Annotated in this window: 16 protein-coding genes; 10 read left to right on the forward strand and 6 right to left on the reverse strand. The window is 40.2% G+C overall.

What is annotated here, in order from left to right; translation table 11 throughout:
* Genes guaA through AB3G38_RS20910 form a run of 3 tightly spaced genes read left to right on the forward strand, consistent with a single transcriptional unit; the run spans position 1 to position 3,930 of the window.
* Positions 1 to 1,536 (forward strand): glutamine-hydrolyzing GMP synthase, encoded by a 1,536-nt coding sequence (gene guaA, locus AB3G38_RS20900; RefSeq protein ID WP_367865658.1) that lies wholly within the window; start codon positions 1 to 3, stop codon positions 1,534 to 1,536.
* Entirely contained in the window at positions 1,493 to 2,728 is a 1,236-nt protein-coding gene (locus AB3G38_RS20905; RefSeq protein ID WP_367865659.1) for an amino acid ABC transporter substrate-binding protein, read from the forward strand. Before guaA ends, AB3G38_RS20905 begins: the two co-directional genes overlap by 44 nt.
* A gap of 35 nt (positions 2,729 to 2,763) precedes the next feature.
* Positions 2,764 to 3,930, forward strand: a complete 1,167-nt coding sequence (locus tag AB3G38_RS20910; RefSeq protein ID WP_367865660.1) for an RsmB/NOP family class I SAM-dependent RNA methyltransferase — start codon at positions 2,764 to 2,766, stop codon at positions 3,928 to 3,930.
* Between the two features lie 70 nt (positions 3,931 to 4,000).
* Here the strand turns inward: AB3G38_RS20910 and AB3G38_RS20915 are convergent, their stop codons facing one another.
* The 4 genes from AB3G38_RS20915 to AB3G38_RS20930 all read right to left on the reverse strand — a co-directional run bounded on the left by AB3G38_RS20915 (position 4,001) and on the right by AB3G38_RS20930 (position 10,158).
* Positions 4,001 to 4,567, reverse strand: a complete 567-nt coding sequence (locus tag AB3G38_RS20915) for a MarC family protein (protein ID WP_367865661.1) — start codon at positions 4,565 to 4,567, stop codon at positions 4,001 to 4,003.
* 86 nt (positions 4,568 to 4,653) lie between these two features.
* Positions 4,654 to 6,138, reverse strand: coding sequence for an amino acid permease (locus tag AB3G38_RS20920; protein WP_367865662.1), 1,485 nt, complete (start codon positions 6,136 to 6,138; stop codon positions 4,654 to 4,656).
* A 172-nt stretch (positions 6,139 to 6,310) separates the two neighbouring features.
* A complete protein-coding gene (locus AB3G38_RS20925; RefSeq protein WP_367865663.1) occupies positions 6,311 to 7,783 on the reverse strand; it encodes an amino acid permease in 1,473 nt (490 codons plus the stop codon).
* Between the two features lie 122 nt (positions 7,784 to 7,905).
* Positions 7,906 to 10,158: a sodium-translocating pyrophosphatase gene (locus AB3G38_RS20930; protein WP_367865664.1), complete on the reverse strand. Its 2,253-nt coding sequence runs from the start codon at positions 10,156 to 10,158 to the stop codon at positions 7,906 to 7,908.
* Between the two features lie 199 nt (positions 10,159 to 10,357).
* On the opposite strand from AB3G38_RS20930, the gene AB3G38_RS20935 reads away from it, so the two are divergent.
* The 3 genes from AB3G38_RS20935 (at position 10,358) to AB3G38_RS20945 (ending at position 14,061) form a co-directional block, all read left to right on the forward strand.
* The gene (locus tag AB3G38_RS20935) at positions 10,358 to 11,770 is read left to right on the forward strand and encodes an APC family permease (protein WP_367865665.1); all 1,413 of its coding nucleotides are present in this window, start codon (positions 10,358 to 10,360) and stop codon (positions 11,768 to 11,770) included.
* 426 nt (positions 11,771 to 12,196) lie between these two features.
* Positions 12,197 to 12,985: a hypothetical protein gene (locus AB3G38_RS20940; RefSeq protein ID WP_367865666.1), complete on the forward strand. Its 789-nt coding sequence runs from the start codon at positions 12,197 to 12,199 to the stop codon at positions 12,983 to 12,985.
* A 113-nt stretch (positions 12,986 to 13,098) separates the two neighbouring features.
* Positions 13,099 to 14,061: a TIGR01212 family radical SAM protein gene (locus AB3G38_RS20945; protein WP_367865667.1), complete on the forward strand. Its 963-nt coding sequence runs from the start codon at positions 13,099 to 13,101 to the stop codon at positions 14,059 to 14,061.
* On the opposite strand, the gene AB3G38_RS20950 is transcribed toward AB3G38_RS20945, so the two are convergent.
* Positions 14,034 to 14,522: a hypothetical protein gene (locus tag AB3G38_RS20950; protein WP_367865668.1), complete on the reverse strand. Its 489-nt coding sequence runs from the start codon at positions 14,520 to 14,522 to the stop codon at positions 14,034 to 14,036. The two genes, AB3G38_RS20945 and AB3G38_RS20950, sit on opposite strands and share 28 nt — an antisense overlap.
* 332 nt (positions 14,523 to 14,854) lie before the next feature.
* On the opposite strand from AB3G38_RS20950, the gene AB3G38_RS20955 reads away from it, so the two are divergent.
* The 3 genes from AB3G38_RS20955 (at position 14,855) to AB3G38_RS20965 (ending at position 17,993) form a co-directional block, all read left to right on the forward strand.
* On the forward strand, positions 14,855 to 16,237 hold the full coding sequence (locus AB3G38_RS20955) for an ammonium transporter (protein ID WP_367865669.1): 1,383 nt from the start codon (positions 14,855 to 14,857) through the stop codon (positions 16,235 to 16,237).
* 93 nt (positions 16,238 to 16,330) lie between these two features.
* On the forward strand, positions 16,331 to 17,371 hold the full coding sequence (locus tag AB3G38_RS20960; RefSeq protein ID WP_367865670.1) for a porin: 1,041 nt from the start codon (positions 16,331 to 16,333) through the stop codon (positions 17,369 to 17,371).
* On the forward strand, positions 17,361 to 17,993 hold the full coding sequence (locus tag AB3G38_RS20965; RefSeq protein WP_367865671.1) for a hypothetical protein: 633 nt from the start codon (positions 17,361 to 17,363) through the stop codon (positions 17,991 to 17,993). Before AB3G38_RS20960 ends, AB3G38_RS20965 begins: the two co-directional genes overlap by 11 nt.
* Positions 17,994 to 18,003: 10 nt before the next feature.
* Here the strand turns inward: AB3G38_RS20965 and AB3G38_RS20970 are convergent, their stop codons facing one another.
* Complete coding sequence (locus AB3G38_RS20970; RefSeq protein ID WP_068403032.1) at positions 18,004 to 18,477, reverse strand: ribonuclease H-like YkuK family protein; 474 nt, start codon at positions 18,475 to 18,477, stop codon at positions 18,004 to 18,006.
* A 206-nt stretch (positions 18,478 to 18,683) separates the two neighbouring features.
* On the opposite strand from AB3G38_RS20970, the gene AB3G38_RS20975 reads away from it, so the two are divergent.
* Positions 18,684 to 20,861, forward strand: a complete 2,178-nt coding sequence (locus AB3G38_RS20975; protein WP_367865672.1) for a bifunctional alpha,alpha-trehalose-phosphate synthase (UDP-forming)/trehalose-phosphatase — start codon at positions 18,684 to 18,686, stop codon at positions 20,859 to 20,861.
* Positions 20,862 to 20,868 lie beyond the last annotated feature (7 nt).

The raw sequence follows: 20,868 nt of genomic DNA on the forward strand, positions 1-20,868 counted from the left end.
TTGACCATGCTAGAAAAAATCATCATTATCGATTTTGGATCTCAATTCACACAATTGATAGCCCGCAGGGTGCGTGAGCTAAATGTTTATTGCGAAATACATCCATTTAATAATATTCCGGAAACCTTATCAGATGTTAAAGGTATTATCTTTTCAGGTAGCCCATATTCTGTGCGTCAGGAAGATGCACCTCAAATTGATTTAACACGTTTTCATCAGAAATTTCCGGTGCTGGCTGTTTGTTATGGTGCACAATATCTTGCGCAGCATTCGGGCGGTGAAGTTCAGCCTTCTTCATCACGTGAATATGGCAGAGCGAACCTGAATTTTGTTCAGTCAACTAGTAAATTATTAAAAAATATAAATTTAAATTCTCAGGTTTGGATGTCACATGGTGATACGATCACTGTCGTTCCTGAAGCTTTTGAGATCATAGCAAGTACTGATAGTGTAAAAGTTGCCGGTTTCCATGTGAAAAACTCGGATACTTATGCCATTCAGTTCCACCCTGAAGTAACACACAGTACGGATGGAAAACAATTACTGGAAAACTTCCTGGTAGATATTTGCGGTTGCAGCCAGAACTGGACTGCGGATGCTTTTGTGGAAACTACGATTGCTGCACTGAAAGAGAAGTTAGGTGACGATAAAGTTGTTTTAGGTCTTTCTGGTGGTGTGGATTCAAGTGTTGCAGCAATTCTTCTGCACAAAGCTATCGGAACTAACCTCCACTGTATTTTTGTAGACAATGGCTTATTGCGTAAAGATGAATATGCTGCGGTTCTGGAACAATACAAACATTTAGGGTTAAATATTAAAGGTGTTGATGCAAAGGACCGCTTTTTAAGTCAGCTTGCTGGTATTAAAGATCCTGAGTTGAAACGTAAAGCTATAGGCCGTGTATTCATCGAAGTATTTGATGATGCAGCGCATGAAGTACAGGATGTAAAATGGCTTGCACAGGGTACAATCTATCCTGATGTAATTGAGTCAATTTCTGTAAAAGGCCCTTCAGCAACTATTAAATCTCACCACAACGTTGGTGGTTTACCTGATTTCATGAAACTTAAAGTTGTGGAACCTTTGAATACTTTATTTAAAGATGAAGTAAGAAGAGTGGGTAAGTCATTAGGTTTGGAAGCGTTTATTTTAGGCCGTCACCCTTTCCCGGGCCCTGGTTTAGCGATTCGTATTCTGGGTGATGTGACCGAAGAAAAAGTAGCTATCCTTCAGGAAGCTGACGCTATCTATATTAATAATCTTAAAGAGGCAGGTTTATACGACCAGGTTTGGCAGGCAGGAGCAATATTCCTTCCGGTTCAATCAGTAGGTGTAATGGGCGATGAGCGTACTTACGAAAACGTAATCTGTCTTCGTGCTGTAGAATCTGTGGATGGGATGACTGCCGACTGGTGTCATTTACCTTATCCGGTTCTTGCGAAAATTTCTAATGAAATCATTAATAAAGTCAAAGGTATTAATAGGGTCGTATATGATATTAGTTCAAAACCACCTGCAACGATTGAGTGGGAATAGATTCTGGTGTCTGCTATTGATTTGTTGCGGCCTGGCGGCCTGTTCGCCAAAAACCAGGACAAATAAGTCACCTCAAAAAGAAACCAGAAATAAAGAAGACAAAAAGGATGCAGCCTCAGAGAAGAAATTCACTGAGGCTAATATTTCTTTACTGATCCCGCTTAACCTGAACAGTGCCAGAATTAAAGCTGGTCATAAAGCTGAACTGGAAAAGTCTGCGATGGCCATTGATTTTTATCAGGGCTTTAAAATGGGAATCGACTCTGCAGCCGCAGCAGGCATGAACTTTAAAGTAAAGGTGCTGGACACGCGTGATAATAATGCGCACATTACTTCTTTGCTGAAGTCTGGCCAGATTACGGGTACGAATTTAATTATCGGCCCTGTATTTCCTGATGGGGTTAAGTTTATAACCAATTATTCTATCGCCAATAATATTCCTGTGGTTTCGCCGCTGGCCGCTACACATCCTGATGAATTCAATAATCCAAATCTGATCTCTATTGTCAATAATATTGAGCTGCATGCGGATAAAGTTGGTGATTATATCAGAAGAGAATACGATCCCGGAAAAACGATAGTGGTGCTGATCAATCCAAAGAAATCCGCAGATGAAGTATTAGGCAATCCGTTGCGTAATTATTTCCAGAAGGGCAGAGGTTCACGTTATATTTTCCAGGAGTATGCTTCTGTATTTGCTATGGAAACAAAAATGGTGCCCGGTAAACAGTATGCGGTGCTGATTTCTTCTGCTGACAGGGCTTTTGTGGTAGGCAGCATAGATAAGCTGGCAAAGATGAAAACTGCGGGCAGCAATATTGAATTGTTTGGCCACCCGAACTGGAGCAAGCAAAATTACAATACTGAAAAATTACAGTTGCTGCGTACCAAAATTACCACTTCTTATTTTGTAGATTATAAGAGCCGGGATGTCATTAATTTTGTTAGAAAATACCGCCAGCTTAACAAATTTGAGCCTGGGGAATACTCTTTTAAAGGGTTTGATATTGGGTTTTTCTTCGGAAAACTGTTCGCTGAGCATGGTGCAGGTTATTTAAAGCATCTGACGCAGGAACACTATGATGGATTAGAAAACTCTTTCCGCTTTATCAAAGATGATAAACTTGGTTATATCAATACCAGCTTATTCTTACTGGAATATAAAAACTTTGCTTTAAACCCGATAGAATAAGGTTTAATCTACTGCTGAAAAACAATAAATACCGAATGAAATTAGAATATCAGATACGTTCCTTTGAGGATGTCTTCAAGCAATATGACGGAGTTTTACCTTTGCACAGGTTCCTGTTTACTTATTTTAAACAGCACAAGCAAATGGGCTCTTCAGACAGACGCTGGGTAACCCGCTATCTGTATAGCTATTTCCGTTTGGGACAGGCACTGAAAAAAGAGAAACAGTTATTGCGCCTGGCAATTGCAGATTTCCTGTGTAATCAAACAGAGAGTCTGATGATCAATCATTATCTGCCTCAGTTTAAAGAACAGTTGTTATTACCGGTACAAGCGAAGTTAAAACTGGTTGAAGATGCTTTCCCGGAATTTAAGTTAACGGAAGTGTTTGCTTTTACGGCTGAGTTGTCGGAAGGAATTGAAACTACAGATTTTTTACAGTCATTTTTCATTCAGCCAGATTTGTTTTTAAGGATTAAGGCCGCCCATCATCAAAAGATCTTCGATTTATTGGTTGCGGCGGAAGTAGCCGTGAAAGAAATCAGTGAAAAAACACTGGCTTTACCTAATGGAACGAAATTAGAGAAATTGTTGCCTGAAGATCAGTATTACCAGGTTCAGGATTTATCTTCTCAGAAAACGGGTGAATTCTTCGCTCCGCAGCCTTATGATTATTGGTGGGATGCTTGTGCCGCTTCTGGCGGAAAGTCTCTGTTGCTGCATGATATTCAGCCTAAAATAGAATTATTGGTGAGTGATGTCAGGGAGAATAGCCTGCATAACCTGGATGAACGTTTTGAAGCTGCCGGGATTAAGAAGTATCATAAAAAAGTACTGGATCTGTTACAGAATAATGAGCAGGACCTGCATGATTATGTGTTTGACGGGATTATCCTGGATGCACCCTGTACGGGGTCAGGGACCTGGGGCCGTACACCAGAAATGCTGGTTCATTTTGATGCGCATAAAATAGATTACTTCTCGAAGCTTCAGAAAAACATTGCAGAACGGGTTATAAAATATCTTAAAACGGGTAAACCGCTGCTTTATATTACCTGCTCAGTATTTAAGAAGGAAAATGAAGAGGTGATTGATTACCTGCTTGCTAATTTGCCACTGACACTGGAAAGTATGCAAAGCATTACAGGGTATAATGATAAGGCTGATACGATGTTTATTGCAAGGCTGATTAAAAAGGGTTAATAGATTTCAATGGATAAAAAAAGGGTTTGTCTGAAATTTTCAGACAAACCCTTTTTTTATCATAGCGGCATTATAGCCCTGTATTACTTCTGAATAGCTTGATTGCAATAGCGAGCAGGATGACGCCAAATGCCTTTCTCAAAACGTTTAAACCTGATTTTCCAAATAGCTTTTCCAGACGTTCGGTATTCTTTAATACAAAATAAACAAATGTCATATTGATCAGGATACCTACAATGATGTTTTGCGTATCGTATTCAGTTTTCAGGGAAAGTAGTGTCGTCATAGTTCCTGCACCTGCAATCAGCGGAAAGGCTAAAGGAACGATAGAAACTGTTTCGGGAGCGTCTTCGTGAAAAAGGGTAAGCCCTAATACCATTTCCATAGCAATACAAAAGATAACCAGTGAGCCGGCAATAGCGAAGGATTGTACATCCAGTCCAATAATCTTTAACAGGGTTTCTCCTGCGAACAGGAAAATAATCATCAGTGAAGTGGCTACAATTGTCGCTTTTTCTGACTCAATATGACCAGCTTTTCTGCGGAGCTGAATCACCACTGGAATTGCACCTAATATGTCAATGATCGCAAACAAAACCATTGAGGTGGAGAGTATTTGACTTAGATTGAATTTCATGGTGTTTTTTTGTGTAAATGTAAAATGAATAAAATAAAAAAGCCACTTATAAGTGGCTTTTTTATTTTATTCATTTTAGAGCATGCTTATTTTAATAAGCTGTCATTATATTCATTTCTGATCTTGCTATGTTTCTTACTGTAAGCGTAATAGATAATTACACCCAGTCCCATCCATATTGCCAGACGTTCCCAGCTTACGATAGGAAGAGAAGCCATCATCAGTACACAAACTACAATACCTAAGATAGGGATCAAAGGAACCCATGGGGTACGGAAAGGTCTTTCCAGTTCAGGGTTGGTTTTTCTTAAAATCAGCACACCAATACAAACCAGAGAGAAGGCAAACAAAGTACCGATACTTACCATGTGACCTAAGTCTGATACGGGTACAAATCCTGTGAAAATACTTACAAAAACCATAAAAACAAGGTTAGTTTTCCATGGAGTCTGATTTTTAGGGTGAAGATCTGAGAATATTTTAGGCAATAATCCATCTTTACTCATGCTGTAGAATACACGGCTCTGACCTAATAACATCACCAGAATTACTGAAGTGTAACCAGCAAGAATGGCAATCATTAAAAAGCGGTTTAAGAAGGTATATCCTGTTTGGGCAAAGGCCGTGGCAACTGGTTTGGCATCACCAGCAAATTTGGTGTAGTTTTCCAATCCTGTCATCACGTAGGAGAACAATACATATAATAAAGTACAAACGATCAATGAACCGATAATACCGACTGGCATCCCTTTTTGTGGGTTTTTAGCTTCCTGTGCTGCTGTACTTACGGCATCAAAACCGATAAAGGCAAAGAATACAACACCTGCACCACGTAATACACCGCTAATACCGAAGTGTCCGAAGTCATCACTTGAAAAGAATTCCATGAATCCTCTTGTACCTGCTTTTACAGCATCTTCACCTGGGTTAACCGGGATGAACGGGTGGTGATTGGCTGGGTTGATAAAGCTCCATCCTAAAATAATGAAGATCAATACCACAGCTACTTTTACAATCACCAAAACGTTATTGACAGAGGATGAGTCTTTGGTACCTCTCATCAATAACAGCGATAATAAACAAACAATAACAATTGCTGGTACATTGATTATTCCACCTTCCCATGGGCCATGTAACAGGTTTTGAGGGAAATGTATACTGAATTCGAGCAGGAACTGAGAGAAGTATTGTGACCAGCTGGAAGCAACGGTAGCGGCACTTAATGCATACTCAAGGACTAAATCCCATCCAATGATCCAGGCCATAAATTCTCCCATAGTAGCATAAGAGTAGGTATAGGCACTACCTGCCACTGGAATCATAGAAGCAAATTCTGCATAACAAAGACCTGCAAATCCACAACCAACTGCAGCGATGATGAAAGAGAGTATTACTGCCGGACCAGCATTATCAGCTGCTGCTATACCTGTAAGGGAGAATAATCCTGCACCAATAATAGCACCAACGCCTAAGGCAACTAAGTTGAAACTGGTTAAAGAACGTTTTAGTGTACCCTCGCCACTCTCATTTGCCTCAGCTAATAGTTGTGGGATAGATTTTTTAAATAACATAAGTTAATGGATAGTTTTAAGTTTTTTGTTTTTAGGATAGGGTTAATTCAATTTCAAACCTAATTAAAATATATTTAAAAATAAAAGGGATTCTCGCTGAAAATCCCTTTTATTCAATATAATATATGGAGCAATCAAGGATTAACCTTGTGTGTGTCACCGATATAAATGTTTATCCTTTGTACTCTTTTCTGATCTTACTGTGTTTTTTACTGTAAGCCATATAAATGATTACACCTAAAGCCATCCAGATCGCTAAACGTTCCCAGCTTACAATTGGTAGGGAAGCCATCATCAGTACACAAACAATAATACCCATAACAGGTACGAACGGAACCCATGGGGTACGGAAAGGTCTGTCCAGTCCAGGATCTGTTTTTCTTAAAATCAATACACCAATACAAACTAATGAGAAAGCAAATAAAGTACCGATACTCACCATGTGCCCTAAGTCTGATACCGGAACAAAACCTGCAAAAATACTAACGAAGACCATGAATGCCAGGTTGGTTTTCCATGGAGTCTGATTTTTAGGATGTAATTCTGAGAATACTTTAGGCAATAATCCGTCTTTACTCATACTGTAGAATACACGGCTTTGTCCTAAGAGCAGTACCAGTATTACTGAGGTATAACCAGCAAGAATGGCTATCATTAAAAAGCGGTTTAAGAAAGTATATCCTGTTTGCGCGAAGGCTGTAGCAACTGGTTTGGCATCACCGGCAAATTTGGTATAGTTTTCCAGTCCTGTCATCACGTAGGAGAACAATACATATAATAAGGTACAGACAACCAATGAACCGATAATACCGATTGGCATCCCTTTTTGTGGGTTTTTAGCTTCCTGTGCTGCTGTACTAACGGCATCAAAACCGATAAAGGCAAAGAAAACAACACCTGCACCACGCAGAATTCCACTGATACCGAAGTGTCCGAAGTCATCACTGGCAAAGAATTCAAAGAAACCTTTAGTCCCTGCTTTAACAGCTTCTTCACCTGGGTTAACCGGGATGAACGGGTGGTGATTGGCTGGGTTGATAAAGCTCCATCCTAAAACAATAAAGATCAGGACTACAGAAACTTTCACAATAACCAATACGTTATTGACAGAGGAAGAGTCTTTGGTACCTCTCATCAGCAGTAAGGATAATAAACAAACGATTATAATTGCCGGCAGATTGACAATTCCACCTTCCCATGGTCCGTGTAACAGGCTCGTGGGGAAATGGATGCCGAATTCCAGCAGGAACTGAGAGAAATATTGAGACCAGCTGGAGGCAACTGTAGCTGAACCTAATGCATATTCAAGGACTAAATCCCATCCAATAATCCAGGCCATAAATTCTCCCATAGTAGCATAAGAGTAAGTATAGGCACTACCTGCCACTGGAATCATAGAAGCAAATTCTGCATAACAAAGACCTGCAAATCCACAACCAACTGCGGCAATGATGAAAGACAGGATTACCGCCGGGCCAGCATTATCTGCTGATGCAATACCTGTAAGGGAGAATAATCCTGCACCAATAATAGCACCGACGCCTAAGGCTACGAGATTGAAACTGGTTAGGGTACGCTTTAAAGTGCCCTCGCCACTCTCATTTGCTTCAGCTAATAGTTGTGGGATAGATTTTTTAAATAACATAGTAAGTTTCGTTGTTTATTTTTTTATGGGTTAGTTCAGGACCAAACCTAATTAAAATATATTTAAAAATAAAAGGGATTTGTTTTGGAAATCCCTTTTATTCAGAACAATATATGGATTGATTAAGGATGAATCAGAGTATCTGTCACATTTTTAACGGTATCGATCTTAATTTTTCCTTTGGAGTCAGTCGATTTACTGATTTGTATTTCTTTCCTGATCTCTGTTGTACCGGGGTTAATAATCCCTACAGCAATATGTGGTGCAATGATCAGCGAAACGATAGACATGAGTTTGATCAGAATATTCATTGATGGGCCTGAGGTATCTTTGAATGGATCTCCTACGGTATCGCCGGTTACAGATGCTTTGTGCGGGTCTGATCCTTTATACTCCATTTTACCTTCAATCATAACTCCTTTTTCAAAAGATTTCTTCGCATTATCCCATGCACCGCCGGCATTGGACTGGAAGATTCCCATCAAAACACCCGAAACGGTTACGCCTGCAAGCAGACCTCCGAGCACTTCGGGGCCAAAAGTAAAGCCAACAATAACAGGTACGATTAAGGCGATTGCTCCGGGAAGCATCATTTCACGAATAGAGGCTTCGGTAGAAATGGCGACGCATTTTTCATACTCTGGTTTGGCTTTATATTCCATAATCCCCGGAATTTCTTTAAACTGCCTTCTCACTTCTTGTACCATGGCCATCGCTGCCCGGCCTACTGCCGCAATACAAAGAGAAGAGAAGATGAAGGGAATCATGCCGCCTACGAATAGGCCTGCCAGTACATTTGCTTTATAGATGTCAATTGAGGTGATACCTGAAATTCCTGCAAATGCAGCAAACAGGGCAAGGGAGGTTAGCGCTGCTGAGGCAATTGCAAAGCCTTTTCCGGTAGCTGCAGTTGTATTACCTACGGCATCAAGCATATCTGTACGTTCTCTGACTTCTTTTGGTAATCCACTCATTTCTGCTATTCCTCCTGCATTATCAGCAATTGGCCCAAAAGCATCAATAGCCAGCTGCATAGCTGTGGTAGCCATCATTCCGGCTGCTGCAATAGCTACGCCGTAAAAACCTGCAAAGTAATAGGAGCTGTATATTCCGGCAGCGAGTACCAGAATAGGTAATACGGTGGATTCCATACCGACAGAAAGTCCGCCAATAATATTGGTCGCATGACCGGTAGAAGATTGCTGAATAATTGAGTTTACCGGACGGTTTCCCATTGCGGTATAGTATTCTGTAATCAGGCTCATCAATGTGCCAACAGCCAGGCCGATTAGTATCGCATAATAAACGGATAGCTGAGTGAACTCAAATCCGCGGATAGACATAACCGGGGGTAACAGCCAGCGAACGGCAAAATAAGAGGCAATTGCGGTTAATATGATAGATAGCCAGTTACCTATGTTTAATGCGCTTTGTACGCTATCAGTTTCTTTCTTGATTTTAACAAACAGGGAAGCCACGATAGAGAATATTAATCCCAGACCTGCAATCAGCATGGGTAAGAGTACGGGAGCCATACCTCCAAACAGGTCTTCGGAAATAATTTCTTGTCCTAATACCATTGTTGCCAGAATAGTAGCTACGTAAGAGCCGAATAAATCTGCGCCCATACCGGCTACATCACCTACGTTATCTCCTACATTATCTGCAATGGTTGCGGGGTTACGTACATCGTCTTCGGGAATTCCTGCTTCTACTTTTCCTACAAGGTCAGCTCCAACGTCTGCTGCTTTGGTATAAATTCCTCCGCCAACTCTGGCGAAAAGGGCAATACTTTCTGCGCCGAGTGAGAAACCTGCGAGTACTTCAATAGTCTTTTTCAATTCTGCTGAAGATTCCGGAGATCCGGGATGTACAAAGGTATGGTAAAGGATAATGAACAGGGTACCCAGACCCAGAATGGCCAGACCTGCAACACCAAATCCCATCACTGTTCCCCCTCTGAAGGAAACTTTTAGTGCCTGCGCTAAGCTTGTTCTGGCGGCCTGTGTGGTTCTGACATTGGCCTTTGTTGCGATGCGCATTCCTAAATAGCCTGCGAAAGCTGAAAATACTGCACCGATAAGAAAAGCTGCAGCGATAATGGGACTGGAGTGAATCGGGCTGGCAGCAGTGCCGGTGAGTGTACCGGACCAGGCCAGTAAAATACCAGCTATAATCACAAAATAACTGAGTACTTTCCATTCTGCTTTTAAAAAGGCCATAGCACCGTCTGCTATATAACCTGCGAGCTCAGACATGTTTTTGTCTCCTGCTTCCTGCCGGGTTACCCAGGCACTTTGGAAGGCCATAACTAGTATCCCAACGAGGCCAAAAAGGGGGATGAAGTAAATTAAGTTCTGTTGTAAAAAATTCATATGTTGTTTAGATTTGGTTTCCTGGGCAGATGGTATGTTTGACCATTATACAAAATAATGAGAGTTTCTGACATTCCCAAATTAATCAGCTGTGGTTGAAAGATTTACAGCTATAGTTGTGGCCTGATCTTTTTATTTTAAGAATTTAAATATATTAGCGCATCCTTAGGGATTAATCATCAACCAACCAAACCAACTAATGAATAAAGAAATTGAGGATAGCTCTTTTAAGAGAGAGCTTGGTCTTTTAGACGGAACTATGCTTGTTGTAGGTTCCATGATCGGATCGGGGATATTTATTGTAAGTGCTGATATTGCCAGGCAGGTCGGCTCGGCGGGCTGGCTCATTCTGATCTGGGTATTGACAGGATTGGTGACGGTAGTGGCAGCGGTAAGTTATGGTGAGCTGAGTGCCATGTTTCCAAAAGCGGGTGGTCAGTATGTTTATTTGAAGGAGGCATATAATAAGCTGATCGCGTTTTTGTATGGGTGGAGCTTTTTTGCGGTGATTCAAACAGGAACAATCGCTGCGGTAGGGGTTGCTTTTTCTAAGTTTGCTGCTTATTTGTATGAGCCTTTGAGTGATACCAATATTTTATATAGTATAGGGTCTTTTCATTTAAATGCGGCGCAATTGGTTTCGATTGTTACGATTGTTTTGCTGACTTATATCAATAGCAGAGGGGTGAGGGATAGTAAAATTCTACAGACTTTTCTGACAATTATTAAGATTTTCTCGCTGCTGGGGTTAATTGCCGGTGGTTTTTTAATCGCGGCAAATACGCAGGTGTGGAATGCGAATTGGGCTGATGCCTGGAATACAAGGGCTTTTGATGCGCAAAATGGTTCGTGGGTTTCTATTGGTGGTACTGCTTTGCTTTCTGGTATCGCAGCGGCCATGGTGGGTTCGCTTTTTTCGAGTGATGCCTGGGTCGGGGTTACTTTTATTGCTGGTGAGATTAAAAGGCCTGAGCGTAATGTGGGTTTAAGTTTGTTTTTCGGAACTTTCATCGTGAGTGTGATTTATATCTCAGCGAATCTGATGTACATTTCTGTAATGCCTTTAAATGAGATTGCTTTTGCAAAGTCTGATCGTGTGGCTGTAGCGGCAGCACAATATATTTTTGGGGATGTGGGCACGATTACTATTGCTGTAATGATCATGATTTCAACTTTTGCTTGTAATAATGGACTCATTATGGCTGGGGCAAGGGTTTATTATACGATGGCAAAGGATGGGCTGTTTTTTAAGAAGGCGGCTTTGCTGAACAAGTCGAGTGTACCGGGCTGGGCTTTGTGGTTCCAGTGTATTTGGGCTTCTTTTCTTTGTTTAACGGGCAAGTATGGTGATTTACTGGATTATGTAGTGATCATTGTCATGATTTTTTATATCCTGACTATTTATGGGATATTTATTTTAAGAAGGAAACGGCCTGATCTGGTACGTCCGTATAAGGCGTTTGGGTACCCGGTATTGCCGGCTTTATATATGGTAATTGCTGCGGCTATTTGTGTGGCATTGTTGATTACTAAGTTTAGTACGTGTGGGTGGGGGGTGCTGATCATGCTCGCAGGTATACCGGTTTATTTCTTTTCTAAGCCGAAGGGATAAGTAAAGGGAAATAATAAAACCCGTTATACTATGTTCGTCTAGCATTTTGTGGCCCGGAAGTGGGCCCGAATGCAATGTCCGAACATAGTATAACGGGTTTTTTATTTTTCACCATGTTATTGAGGAATCCTGGAGGCGAAAAGAGATAAAATGGTTACGGGCTCACAGATTTTGCAGGATTGCTGGTTGGATGGCTAATTTGGATTGCTTGGTTGAATAGCTTTTGATTATTTATTAGGATTGCTCTTTGATTGCTGGCCGGATAACTCAATTGGATAGCAGTATCGGATGCTTGTGCTGTATGCGGTTTTAATGTCATCTTGTCTTAAGTTTTTTGGTGTTAAGTGCTGTTTTGTATGGGATAATATTTAGAAGTTGTTTAAATTTATAACATCAAGTTATTCACGGTTTCCTAAATCAGCAGGCATGAAATTTATATTTACTCTAGCGTTAGTCCTTTCTTTTTCCTGTCAGCTTTTTGCACAGCGGATATTGGGTACTGTCTTCGATAAGGATACCCGGACACCGATTGAGAATGCAACCATCACGACGAGTTATGGGATTGTTTTTAGTAATCAAAAGGGTGAGTTTGGGTTGTCTGATATTAATGCGGGCGAAGTGGTAAAGGTGAGCCGGGCCAATTATGTGACTTCTTATTTTACGCTGAAAGCCAATAAGGGGGCTGTGGTAGTTTTGCTGGAGGCTGTACCTTTTATTTTACAGGAAGTGCAGATTGAGGCCAGGAATAAGTATGAGTTTGATTCACTGAGATACAGACAGGAGTTTTTACCGGTTTTTGCTTATAAGAGTCCGGGAGTGAAGGATATTTTTATTTCGAAATCCGCTTATGTAAGGTCACCGCGGTTTACTGAGAATAATAGAAATACCATGAGCACTGCGGCTATAGCTGGTGTTGATGTGTTACAGGTTATTAATTTGTTCGGGAAGAATAAAGCACCAATGTCGAGGTTACAAAAGAGATTATTGAAAGGGGAGGACAATAATTATGTGGATAAGGTGTTTTCTAAGTCAAAGATAACACGCGTTACTTCTTTAAAGGGGGAGCCCCTTCAGCGTTTCATTGATCAATACAGGCCATCACGCAGGGAGACAATGGAGATGTCGGATTATGAAATGATCATCTATATCAAGAAGAGCTATGCTGAGTTTACTAAGAATGGCAACAGTGAAAATCTGCCTGCGCTGATTAAGTAATTGCTTTTATTGTTTAATGCTTATAAGGGGCTGATCTCCAGATGTTGCTTTCCTGTGGCTTGAACTTTAAATTAAAAGGTGTATTTTTGCAAAAAAAATAATACAAAAGCAATTTGGGAACTCCATTAGATTCAGGCATAAAAGGTTATAATAATTACGGTACTCACCTTAAGGAAAAGTATAAAGGACAGCGTGTGTTCAAAGTGATTGTTGATGGTGGGTTTACCTGCCCTAACCGTGATGGTAGTAAGGGATATGGAGGTTGTACCTATTGTAATGTAGATTCTTTTACACCAGAGCTTTCCAGAAAGTTGCCTACTATCAGAGAGCAGCTGGAGCAGGGAATGGAGCGTGGTAAAGGATTTTATAAAGCGGATAAATTCATTGTTTATTTTCAGCCGAATACGAATACTTACGCACCGGTACATTATTTAAAAATGATGTATGATGAGGCTTTGTCTATTAATAGTGAAGATGTTGTCGGATTTTCTGTAGGAACACGCCCGGATTGTATTGATGCGGAAAAAGTAGCCTTACTTGAAAGTTATGCCGATCGTTTTGATGTGGATCTGGAAATGGGCATGGAATCTATTTATGATGATACGCTAAATCAGATCAACAGGGGGTGCAGTCATGCAGAGTTTGTAGAGGCTGTTAAGTTACTGGATAATAGTAAGCTTGATCTTTGTGTGCACACTATTTTTGGTTTTCCATGGGAAACTGAAGAGATGATGCTGGAATATATTCATGAGATCAATAAGTTCCCGAAAATTAAGTTTGTGAAGTTCCACCATCTTCATATTGTAGAAGGGTCTATCATGGGCGCCAAATACAAGAAAGAGCCTTTTAAATTGTTTACGCTCGAAGAATACACAGATCTGTTGTGTAAGCTGATCCCTTTATTAAGACCGGATGTTGTTATTCAGCGTCTGTTCGGTATTTCTGACTGGGATTTATTGATTGCACCAAACTGGGGTTTAAATAAATCGTCTATTCAAACTTATATAGACAGGGAAATCGAAAAAAGAGGGATAGTACAGGGCTCTGCCTATGTGCCGGCAGTGGCTGCGGTATAATCTCCGAATAATTCAATTGTTTTCTGCTTTCTGAAATTAAAAATCTGCTGTAATTTGCGGGCTACAAATACGCTGTTTGCTATATTTCCGAAAATTCCCATCGGTAATCCATAGGTTAATATATCTGTCATTTCCACACCTCCGGGCACAGCTTTGAAATGATGCTGGTGATGCCAGAATTTATAGGGGCCAAATCGTTGTTCGTCAATAAAGTATTTTTGATCTGATACCTGGGTGATTTCTGTCATCCAGTTTAACTTGATTCCCGCAACGGGAGATACCTTATAAGTAATAATCATTCCTGGATACATCTTTTCGTCTGATTGAATTGGCGAGGTGACCGTAAAAGCCATTTCTTTTGGGGTTATTTTGGCCAGATTCATTGGGGAAGAGAAGAAATCCCATGCTTCAGGTAAGCTGATTGGCAGGAATTGAGAGAATTTAAGGTGGAATGCTTTCATAATTTGTATTGCAAAGGTAGCAATACAGGAATTAACAATTTAAACTACCGTCTTGTTTGTGTTTTTTACTGTGAAATGAAATAAAAACAATTATCATATATTTTCAGGTTGTTTTTTGAATTTATCTTAAATAATGAGAATTATTCAGGCTGTAAATTCTAATAATTCATTTTTATTGAAGTTATTTTTGTTGTTTTTGTGGTTTTGTGATCCAAAATGATCCATATTTTGTTATATTTTGTTTGTAATGTTGTTAATTGTTGAAGTTTATTACTATTTTTATGTTAATAATGTAATAAATCAACTAATAAACCATTAAAAATATAATATATATGAATAAAGTTCTATTTAAACAGGTAATTCCGTTCGTTGTTCTTGCAATTGTTGCAATTGCAGCACTTTTTGTTCCATTACATGCCGATTTTGAAGCTGGTAAATATAATGCAGCTGATATTGCATGGATTTTGGTAGCCACTGCACTCGTTTTTCTAATGACACCGGGCCTTGCTTTCTTTTATGGTGGAATGGTACACAGAAAGAATGTGCTTTCCACGATGATTAAAAGTATAGTTTCGGCAGGTATAATCAGTGTATTATGGGTTACAGTAGGTTTTAGTCTTGCATTTGGAGAAAGTATTCACGGCCTGATTGGAAATCCATTAACTTTTCTGTTTTTCCAGGGAGTGAATTCCGGTCCGGCATGGAGCCTTGCACCAACAATTCCTTTAACCTTATTTGCATTATTTCAGCTGATGTTCGCTATTATTACTCCTGGACTTGTGGTAGGAGCAGTTGCTGAACGTATACGTTTTACTTCTTATATCTTATTTATTGTACTGTTCGCCATCTTTGTTTATTCACCGCTGGCACACTGGACATGGCATCCTGACGGTATCCTGTTTAAAATGGGGGTACTGGATTTTGCCGGTGGTACAGTTGTTCATATTTCTGCCGGAATGGCTGCACTTGCAGGCGCGCTTGTATTGAAGAGAAGAAAAGTTCACCAGGATCATCAGGAAATTCCACCTGCAAATATCCCTTATGTATTAATTGGTACAGGACTGTTGTGGTTTGGCTGGTTTGGATTTAATGCAGGTTCAGCATTAGGTGCAAATAGTCTGGCTGTATCTGCATTCGCAACTACAAATATTGCAGCGGGAGCGGCAGGTTTATCGTGGATGTTTTTTGATGTATTAATGGGTAAAAAACCATCGGTACTTGGATTTTGTATTGGTGCAGTAGTAGGTCTGGTTGCGATTACTCCGGGCGCAGGATTCGTGGCTATTCCACATAGTATTTTTATAGGTGTTGCTGCGGCTATTATTTCTAACCTGGCAGTGATGTGGAAATCTAAAACCAGTCTTGATGATACATTAGATGTATTTCCTTGTCATGGTGTAGGTGGTATTGTAGGGATGTTACTGACAGGGGTATTTGCCACTAAAACTGTAAATGCTGCGGGCGCAGATGGTTTGTTTTATGGAAATGCGGATTTCTTTTTAACACAATTGAAAGGGGTACTGATTGTAGCCACCTTCAGCTTTGTGGTATCCTTCCTGATTTTCAAATTAATAAATGTAATTCAGCCGATCCGTGTAACCTCAGAAGAAGAAGAAGAAGGTCTTGACGCAAGTCAGCATAATGAAAAATATTCTCAGGGTACTTTGATTGTCTCTTCAACCGGGCTTGAAATGGAGAATTCTCCATTGTCCTGATCCTAATAACCAACTTTTGCAACCTCAACCAACCAACCAACCAACCAACCAACCAACCAACCTTTGCAACCTCAACCAACCTAACTAACCACTATGAAGATTAAATCTTTTTTCACGCTTTCTGCCCTTACCATGAGCGCTGCCACTTACGCTCAGGAAACGCCCGCTTCATCGCCGTTGCAGATCTCGGGATCGGCGGATGTTTATTACAAGTATGATTTCTCTAAAAAGCCTAATATTGGGACGAGCTTTGCAAATGACCAGAATTCAGTGTCTATCGGAATGCTTGACCTGGCTTTAAAGAAAACTACAGGAAAAGCTTCTTTTGTAGGAGAGTTGTCATTTGGCCCGCGTGGGCAATATGGCTCAATCCCTAACGGTGAAGGAGAAACTAATAATGCTGACAATTCTTTTCATATACAGAATTTGTACATGTCTTATGCAGTAACCAATAAACTAGCGCTTACTGCAGGTTATATGAGCACTTTTATTGGTTATGAAGTAATCGTGCCTACTGGTAATTTTAATTATTCTACTTCGTATCTTTTTACGAATGGTCCTTTTCAGAATGCAGGAATCAGAGCGAATTATACCTTCTCTCCGAAAATTGCTTTAATGGTCGGATTATTCAATGACTGGAATGCTTATAAAGACGTGAATGGAGTGACGCATTTTGGGGCTCAATTGACCGTTGTTCCCGTTGAAGGATGGACAGCTTACCTGAATTTATTAACCGGGAGAGCATCCGGAGCGACAGGGACGGGATCAATTTATGATTTAACGACTTCTTATCAGGTAACGGAGAAAGTAAAGATTGGTTTAAATGCTGCTGATTATTCAGTAACCAATAACAATGGGGGATATAGCGGGGCTGCGCTTTATTTGCAAAATGCTTTTACAACGAATTTTTCTTTAGGGCTGAGAGGAGAATATTTCAAAACGAAAGATGTTCCTGATCTGGAAGGATCAAATGTTAAATCGATTACGCTAACTGCAAATTTAAAAGCGGGCGGATTAACATTTATACCTGAGGTCAGGTTTGATAATGGTTCAACGGCAAGGTTCATCAAGAATAATCTTGACCCTACAAAAAATGCTTCACAATTTTCATTAGCTGCGGTATATGCATTTTAAATTCAACTATAACCATGAAATGTACCAGGTCTTATGGCCTGGTGCCTTTCTATTTCTATTCTTACTGCTGATCATCTCTGGTGCATTTGCTCAGGAGGCCAAAGCAATCAAAGAGTTACAAAAAGATGAAATCGGGAAATACATCCATTATGAAGTCGTGACCCAGCTTCCTGTATCTGCGGATTCTCTGGCTTTCAGGGCGAAAGCATTCTTTAAGCTGAAAAAGATGGACCCTTTTGCGGTTGACAGTACAGCATTGGAACAGCGTGGTAAATTCGTGATTAATAAAACTGCGTATGTATTGTCGCATCCCAGCGGAGAGATATTGTATAATTTCAGATTTGAAATTAAAGGCGAGCGGTATAGATTCTGGCTCACGGATTTCTTATTTATTCCTTATCAAAGGGATCGCTATGGTAATTTTGTTCCTGCAACGGTAAAAGGGATTCCACTGGAGAAAAGCCCGGGTAAGTTAAATGCGGGAGAGTGGTCTGCCTTTGTGAGTGAGGCAGGAAGACAATCGTCTGCCCTTGCTGCCGAGTTCAAAGCATATCTGTCTGAAGCGCAACAAGCCAAACCACTTCATCAAACCGGTCGTTTGATTTCTACTAAAAGCTGGTAGGCCTGTTTGCTTAATGAACCATTTTATCTGCACAGGTTGAGCTGGCAAAAGCCTCTGGTTTAGCTTTGAAAATAAACCCCATGCTCAGGATATATCCCATGGCCTCGTTCAATGCTTTGTTAGACTTGAACATAGGATTGGTATTAATATCTGCATGTACTTCAAGATCCACGTCATACAAGTCCAGCAGATCACAGACTGCATAAGCAGTTTCTATGGATTTTTGTACTTCAATGAGCATTCTTTCTTTAATACTCATTTGTTGCGTGGTCTTTTCCTGATGGATGTACATGAAACCTCCATGTTGTTCTCTTAGCAGAACAATCACTGTAGCAAAATCAGTGTAAGCACCTTTAACCTGCGAATCTGTACCCACGCATACTTTAAGATGATAGCCTTTTTCGGTTTCTCTGATGATAGCTTTTTCTACTTCTTCTAAAATTGGCAAGTGGATCACTTCGCCGTTGAATTTTTTCCAGGTCATACGTTATTGGTGTTAAAGAACAACCCGTATTCAGGTTTCCTAAAATTAAGGTGATTATGTTAAAGATACATTAATTATTTATTGTTTATTTGCTAACAATCAGATAGTTGTCAACAGGTTGGATGTTGAAAAGTTAACTTGTGTAATTTCTTTAATACATAAAAATTAAAACAATATGTAAGGAATCATGTTAATCAGGCTATAACATGGTGAATAAAACAATTATAGTTTCAAATAGATTACCCGTTAAAATAGTAGAAGAAAATGGGGAGTATCTCCTTAGTCCAAGTGAAGGAGGTTTAGCTACCGGTTTAGGATCGGTTTATAAAAAAGGGAATAATGTATGGGTAGGATGGCCTGGAATTGATGTTCCTGAAGAACGGCAGCAGGAAGTTACTGAAAAGCTCGCTGAACTCAATCTGATCCCCGTATTTTTAACTCCTGATGAAATCAACCTTTATTACGAAGGATTTTCCAACGAAGTTTTATGGCCCGTATTTCACTATATGGTTACCTATGCACATTTTGAACAAACCTATTGGGATTTCTATCAAAGTGTAAATGATAAGTTTAAAGCAGTAGTTACTGCACATCTGAATGAAGATGATACAGTCTGGATACATGATTACCAGCTTTTATTGCTTCCTCAATTGATAAGAGACGCACAGCCTCATGTCATCATTGGTTTTTTCCAGCATATTCCTTTTCCTTCGTATGAAATGTTTCGCCTGATTCCATGGCGGGAAGAATTGATTGGCGGAATGTTTGGCGCAGATTTGCTTGGTTTCCACACTTTTGACGACGTCAGACATTTTCTAAGTGCAGCTTCACGTTTATCCTCAGCAAAAGTATCAAATAATGTAGTCACCTTTAAAGACAGGCAGATTGTAGTAGAAGCTTTTCCGATGGGAATTGATGCGGATAAATTTGAGAAGCTGACTGATGATCCGCTGGTTGCTGAACATGTGCTTTCTCTCAAAGAGACGATGCAGGAATGCAAAATTATCTTAACCATTGACAGGCTGGATTACAGCAAGGGAATATTACAGCGTTTACAGGCTTATGAATTGCTGCTGGAAACTCATCCTGAATATATAGGGCAATTATCATTGTATATGATAGTTGTGCCATCCAGGGATACAGTTGCGCAATACAGAGAATTAAAAGATCAGATTGATCAGCTCGTAGGAAATATCAATGCGCATTTCAGAACTTTAAATTGGTTACCGGTACATTATTTTTACCGTTCTTTTCCTGTAGAATTTTTATCTGCACTCTATTACACAGCAGATATTTGTTTGGTAACCCCGATGCGCGACGGAATGAACCTGGTCAGCAAAGAATATATAGCCAGCAGGGTAGAAAATACCGGGGTACTTATTTTAAGTGAGATGGCCGGGGCTTCTAAAGAACTAAATGATGCGCTGATTGTAAACCCTAATAATATTGGGGATGTAATGCGGGCTATTGTTAAAGCGATCAATATGCCTGTTACGGAGCAGCGGACAAGAATGTCTGTGATGAGAGGCATTGTAAAGAAATTTGATATACACCTTTGGGTCAAGAATTTTATGGATAAGTTAGCTGAAGTTAAACAGATGCAAGAGTCATTGTTAACTAAACATGCGGTAAAAGCAATACGGGAACAGATAGCGGAGGCTTATTCGATAGCTCAGGACCGGTTTATTTTTCTGGATTATGACGGAACTCTTGTTGGTTTTAACGGAGATATTGATAAAGCTTCGCCCGATAAAGAATTATATGATATACTGGAACAATTGTCTGCTGATCCGGCAAATCAGGTAGTCATCGTCAGCGGACGCAGACATCAGACACTGGAACAGTGGTTTGGACATTTGAAATTGGGTTTAATTGCTGAACATGGCGCATGGCAAAAACACCAGCAGCAGGAATGGAAGTCTTTGCCATTGCTGACTGACCGCTGGAAACAGGAAATAAGTACCGTGCTGGATACTTATACAGACCGTACTCCGGGTTCTTTCATTGAAGAAAAGAGTTATTCACTGGTTTGGCATTACCGTAAAGTAGAAGAAGGCTTAGGAGAGCTCAGGGCGAACGAGATCATTAACCATCTGGGTGCAACAGTTGCCGATAAAGGCTTGCAGATGATGCCAGGTAATAAAGTGATCGAGTTTAAAAATGTAGAAGTGAATAAAGGGAAAGCTACTTTAGCCTGGTTGTATGGTAGTCATCCTGATTTTATTATTGCACTGGGCGATGACCATACAGATGAAGATATTTTCAAAGCGCTGAAGCCAGAAGATTATACGATTAAAGTAGGAAGCAATATTTCAGCAGCAAGATATTACTTAAGAGATTTTGTGGAAGTACGTGAGTTCCTGAAAACATTGGCAGCAAACTAACGAACTC

The sequence above is a fragment of the Pedobacter sp. WC2423 genome, from assembly GCF_040822065.1.
GTDB lineage: Bacteria > Bacteroidota > Bacteroidia > Sphingobacteriales > Sphingobacteriaceae > Pedobacter.

Coding starts and splice junctions, on each gene's coding strand:
- AB3G38_RS20920 (WP_367865662.1), bottom strand. CDS start 6,138: ATGTTATTTAAAAAATCTATCCCACAACTATTAGCTGAGGCAAATGAG.
- AB3G38_RS20910 (WP_367865660.1), top strand. CDS start 2,764: ATGAAATTAGAATATCAGATACGTTCCTTTGAGGATGTCTTCAAGCAA.
- AB3G38_RS20925 (WP_367865663.1), bottom strand. CDS start 7,783: ATGTTATTTAAAAAATCTATCCCACAACTATTAGCTGAAGCAAATGAG.
- AB3G38_RS20970 (WP_068403032.1), bottom strand. CDS start 18,477: ATGACCTGGAAAAAATTCAACGGCGAAGTGATCCACTTGCCAATTTTA.
- AB3G38_RS20950 (WP_367865668.1), bottom strand. CDS start 14,522: ATGAAAGCATTCCACCTTAAATTCTCTCAATTCCTGCCAATCAGCTTA.
- AB3G38_RS20955 (WP_367865669.1), top strand. CDS start 14,855: ATGAATAAAGTTCTATTTAAACAGGTAATTCCGTTCGTTGTTCTTGCA.
- AB3G38_RS20935 (WP_367865665.1), top strand. CDS start 10,358: ATGAATAAAGAAATTGAGGATAGCTCTTTTAAGAGAGAGCTTGGTCTT.
- AB3G38_RS20930 (WP_367865664.1), bottom strand. CDS start 10,158: ATGAATTTTTTACAACAGAACTTAATTTACTTCATCCCCCTTTTTGGC.
- AB3G38_RS20975 (WP_367865672.1), top strand. CDS start 18,684: ATGGTGAATAAAACAATTATAGTTTCAAATAGATTACCCGTTAAAATA.
- AB3G38_RS20965 (WP_367865671.1), top strand. CDS start 17,361: ATGCATTTTAAATTCAACTATAACCATGAAATGTACCAGGTCTTATGG.
- AB3G38_RS20940 (WP_367865666.1), top strand. CDS start 12,197: ATGAAATTTATATTTACTCTAGCGTTAGTCCTTTCTTTTTCCTGTCAG.
- AB3G38_RS20960 (WP_367865670.1), top strand. CDS start 16,331: ATGAAGATTAAATCTTTTTTCACGCTTTCTGCCCTTACCATGAGCGCT.
- AB3G38_RS20905 (WP_367865659.1), top strand. CDS start 1,493: ATGATATTAGTTCAAAACCACCTGCAACGATTGAGTGGGAATAGATTC.
- AB3G38_RS20915 (WP_367865661.1), bottom strand. CDS start 4,567: ATGAAATTCAATCTAAGTCAAATACTCTCCACCTCAATGGTTTTGTTT.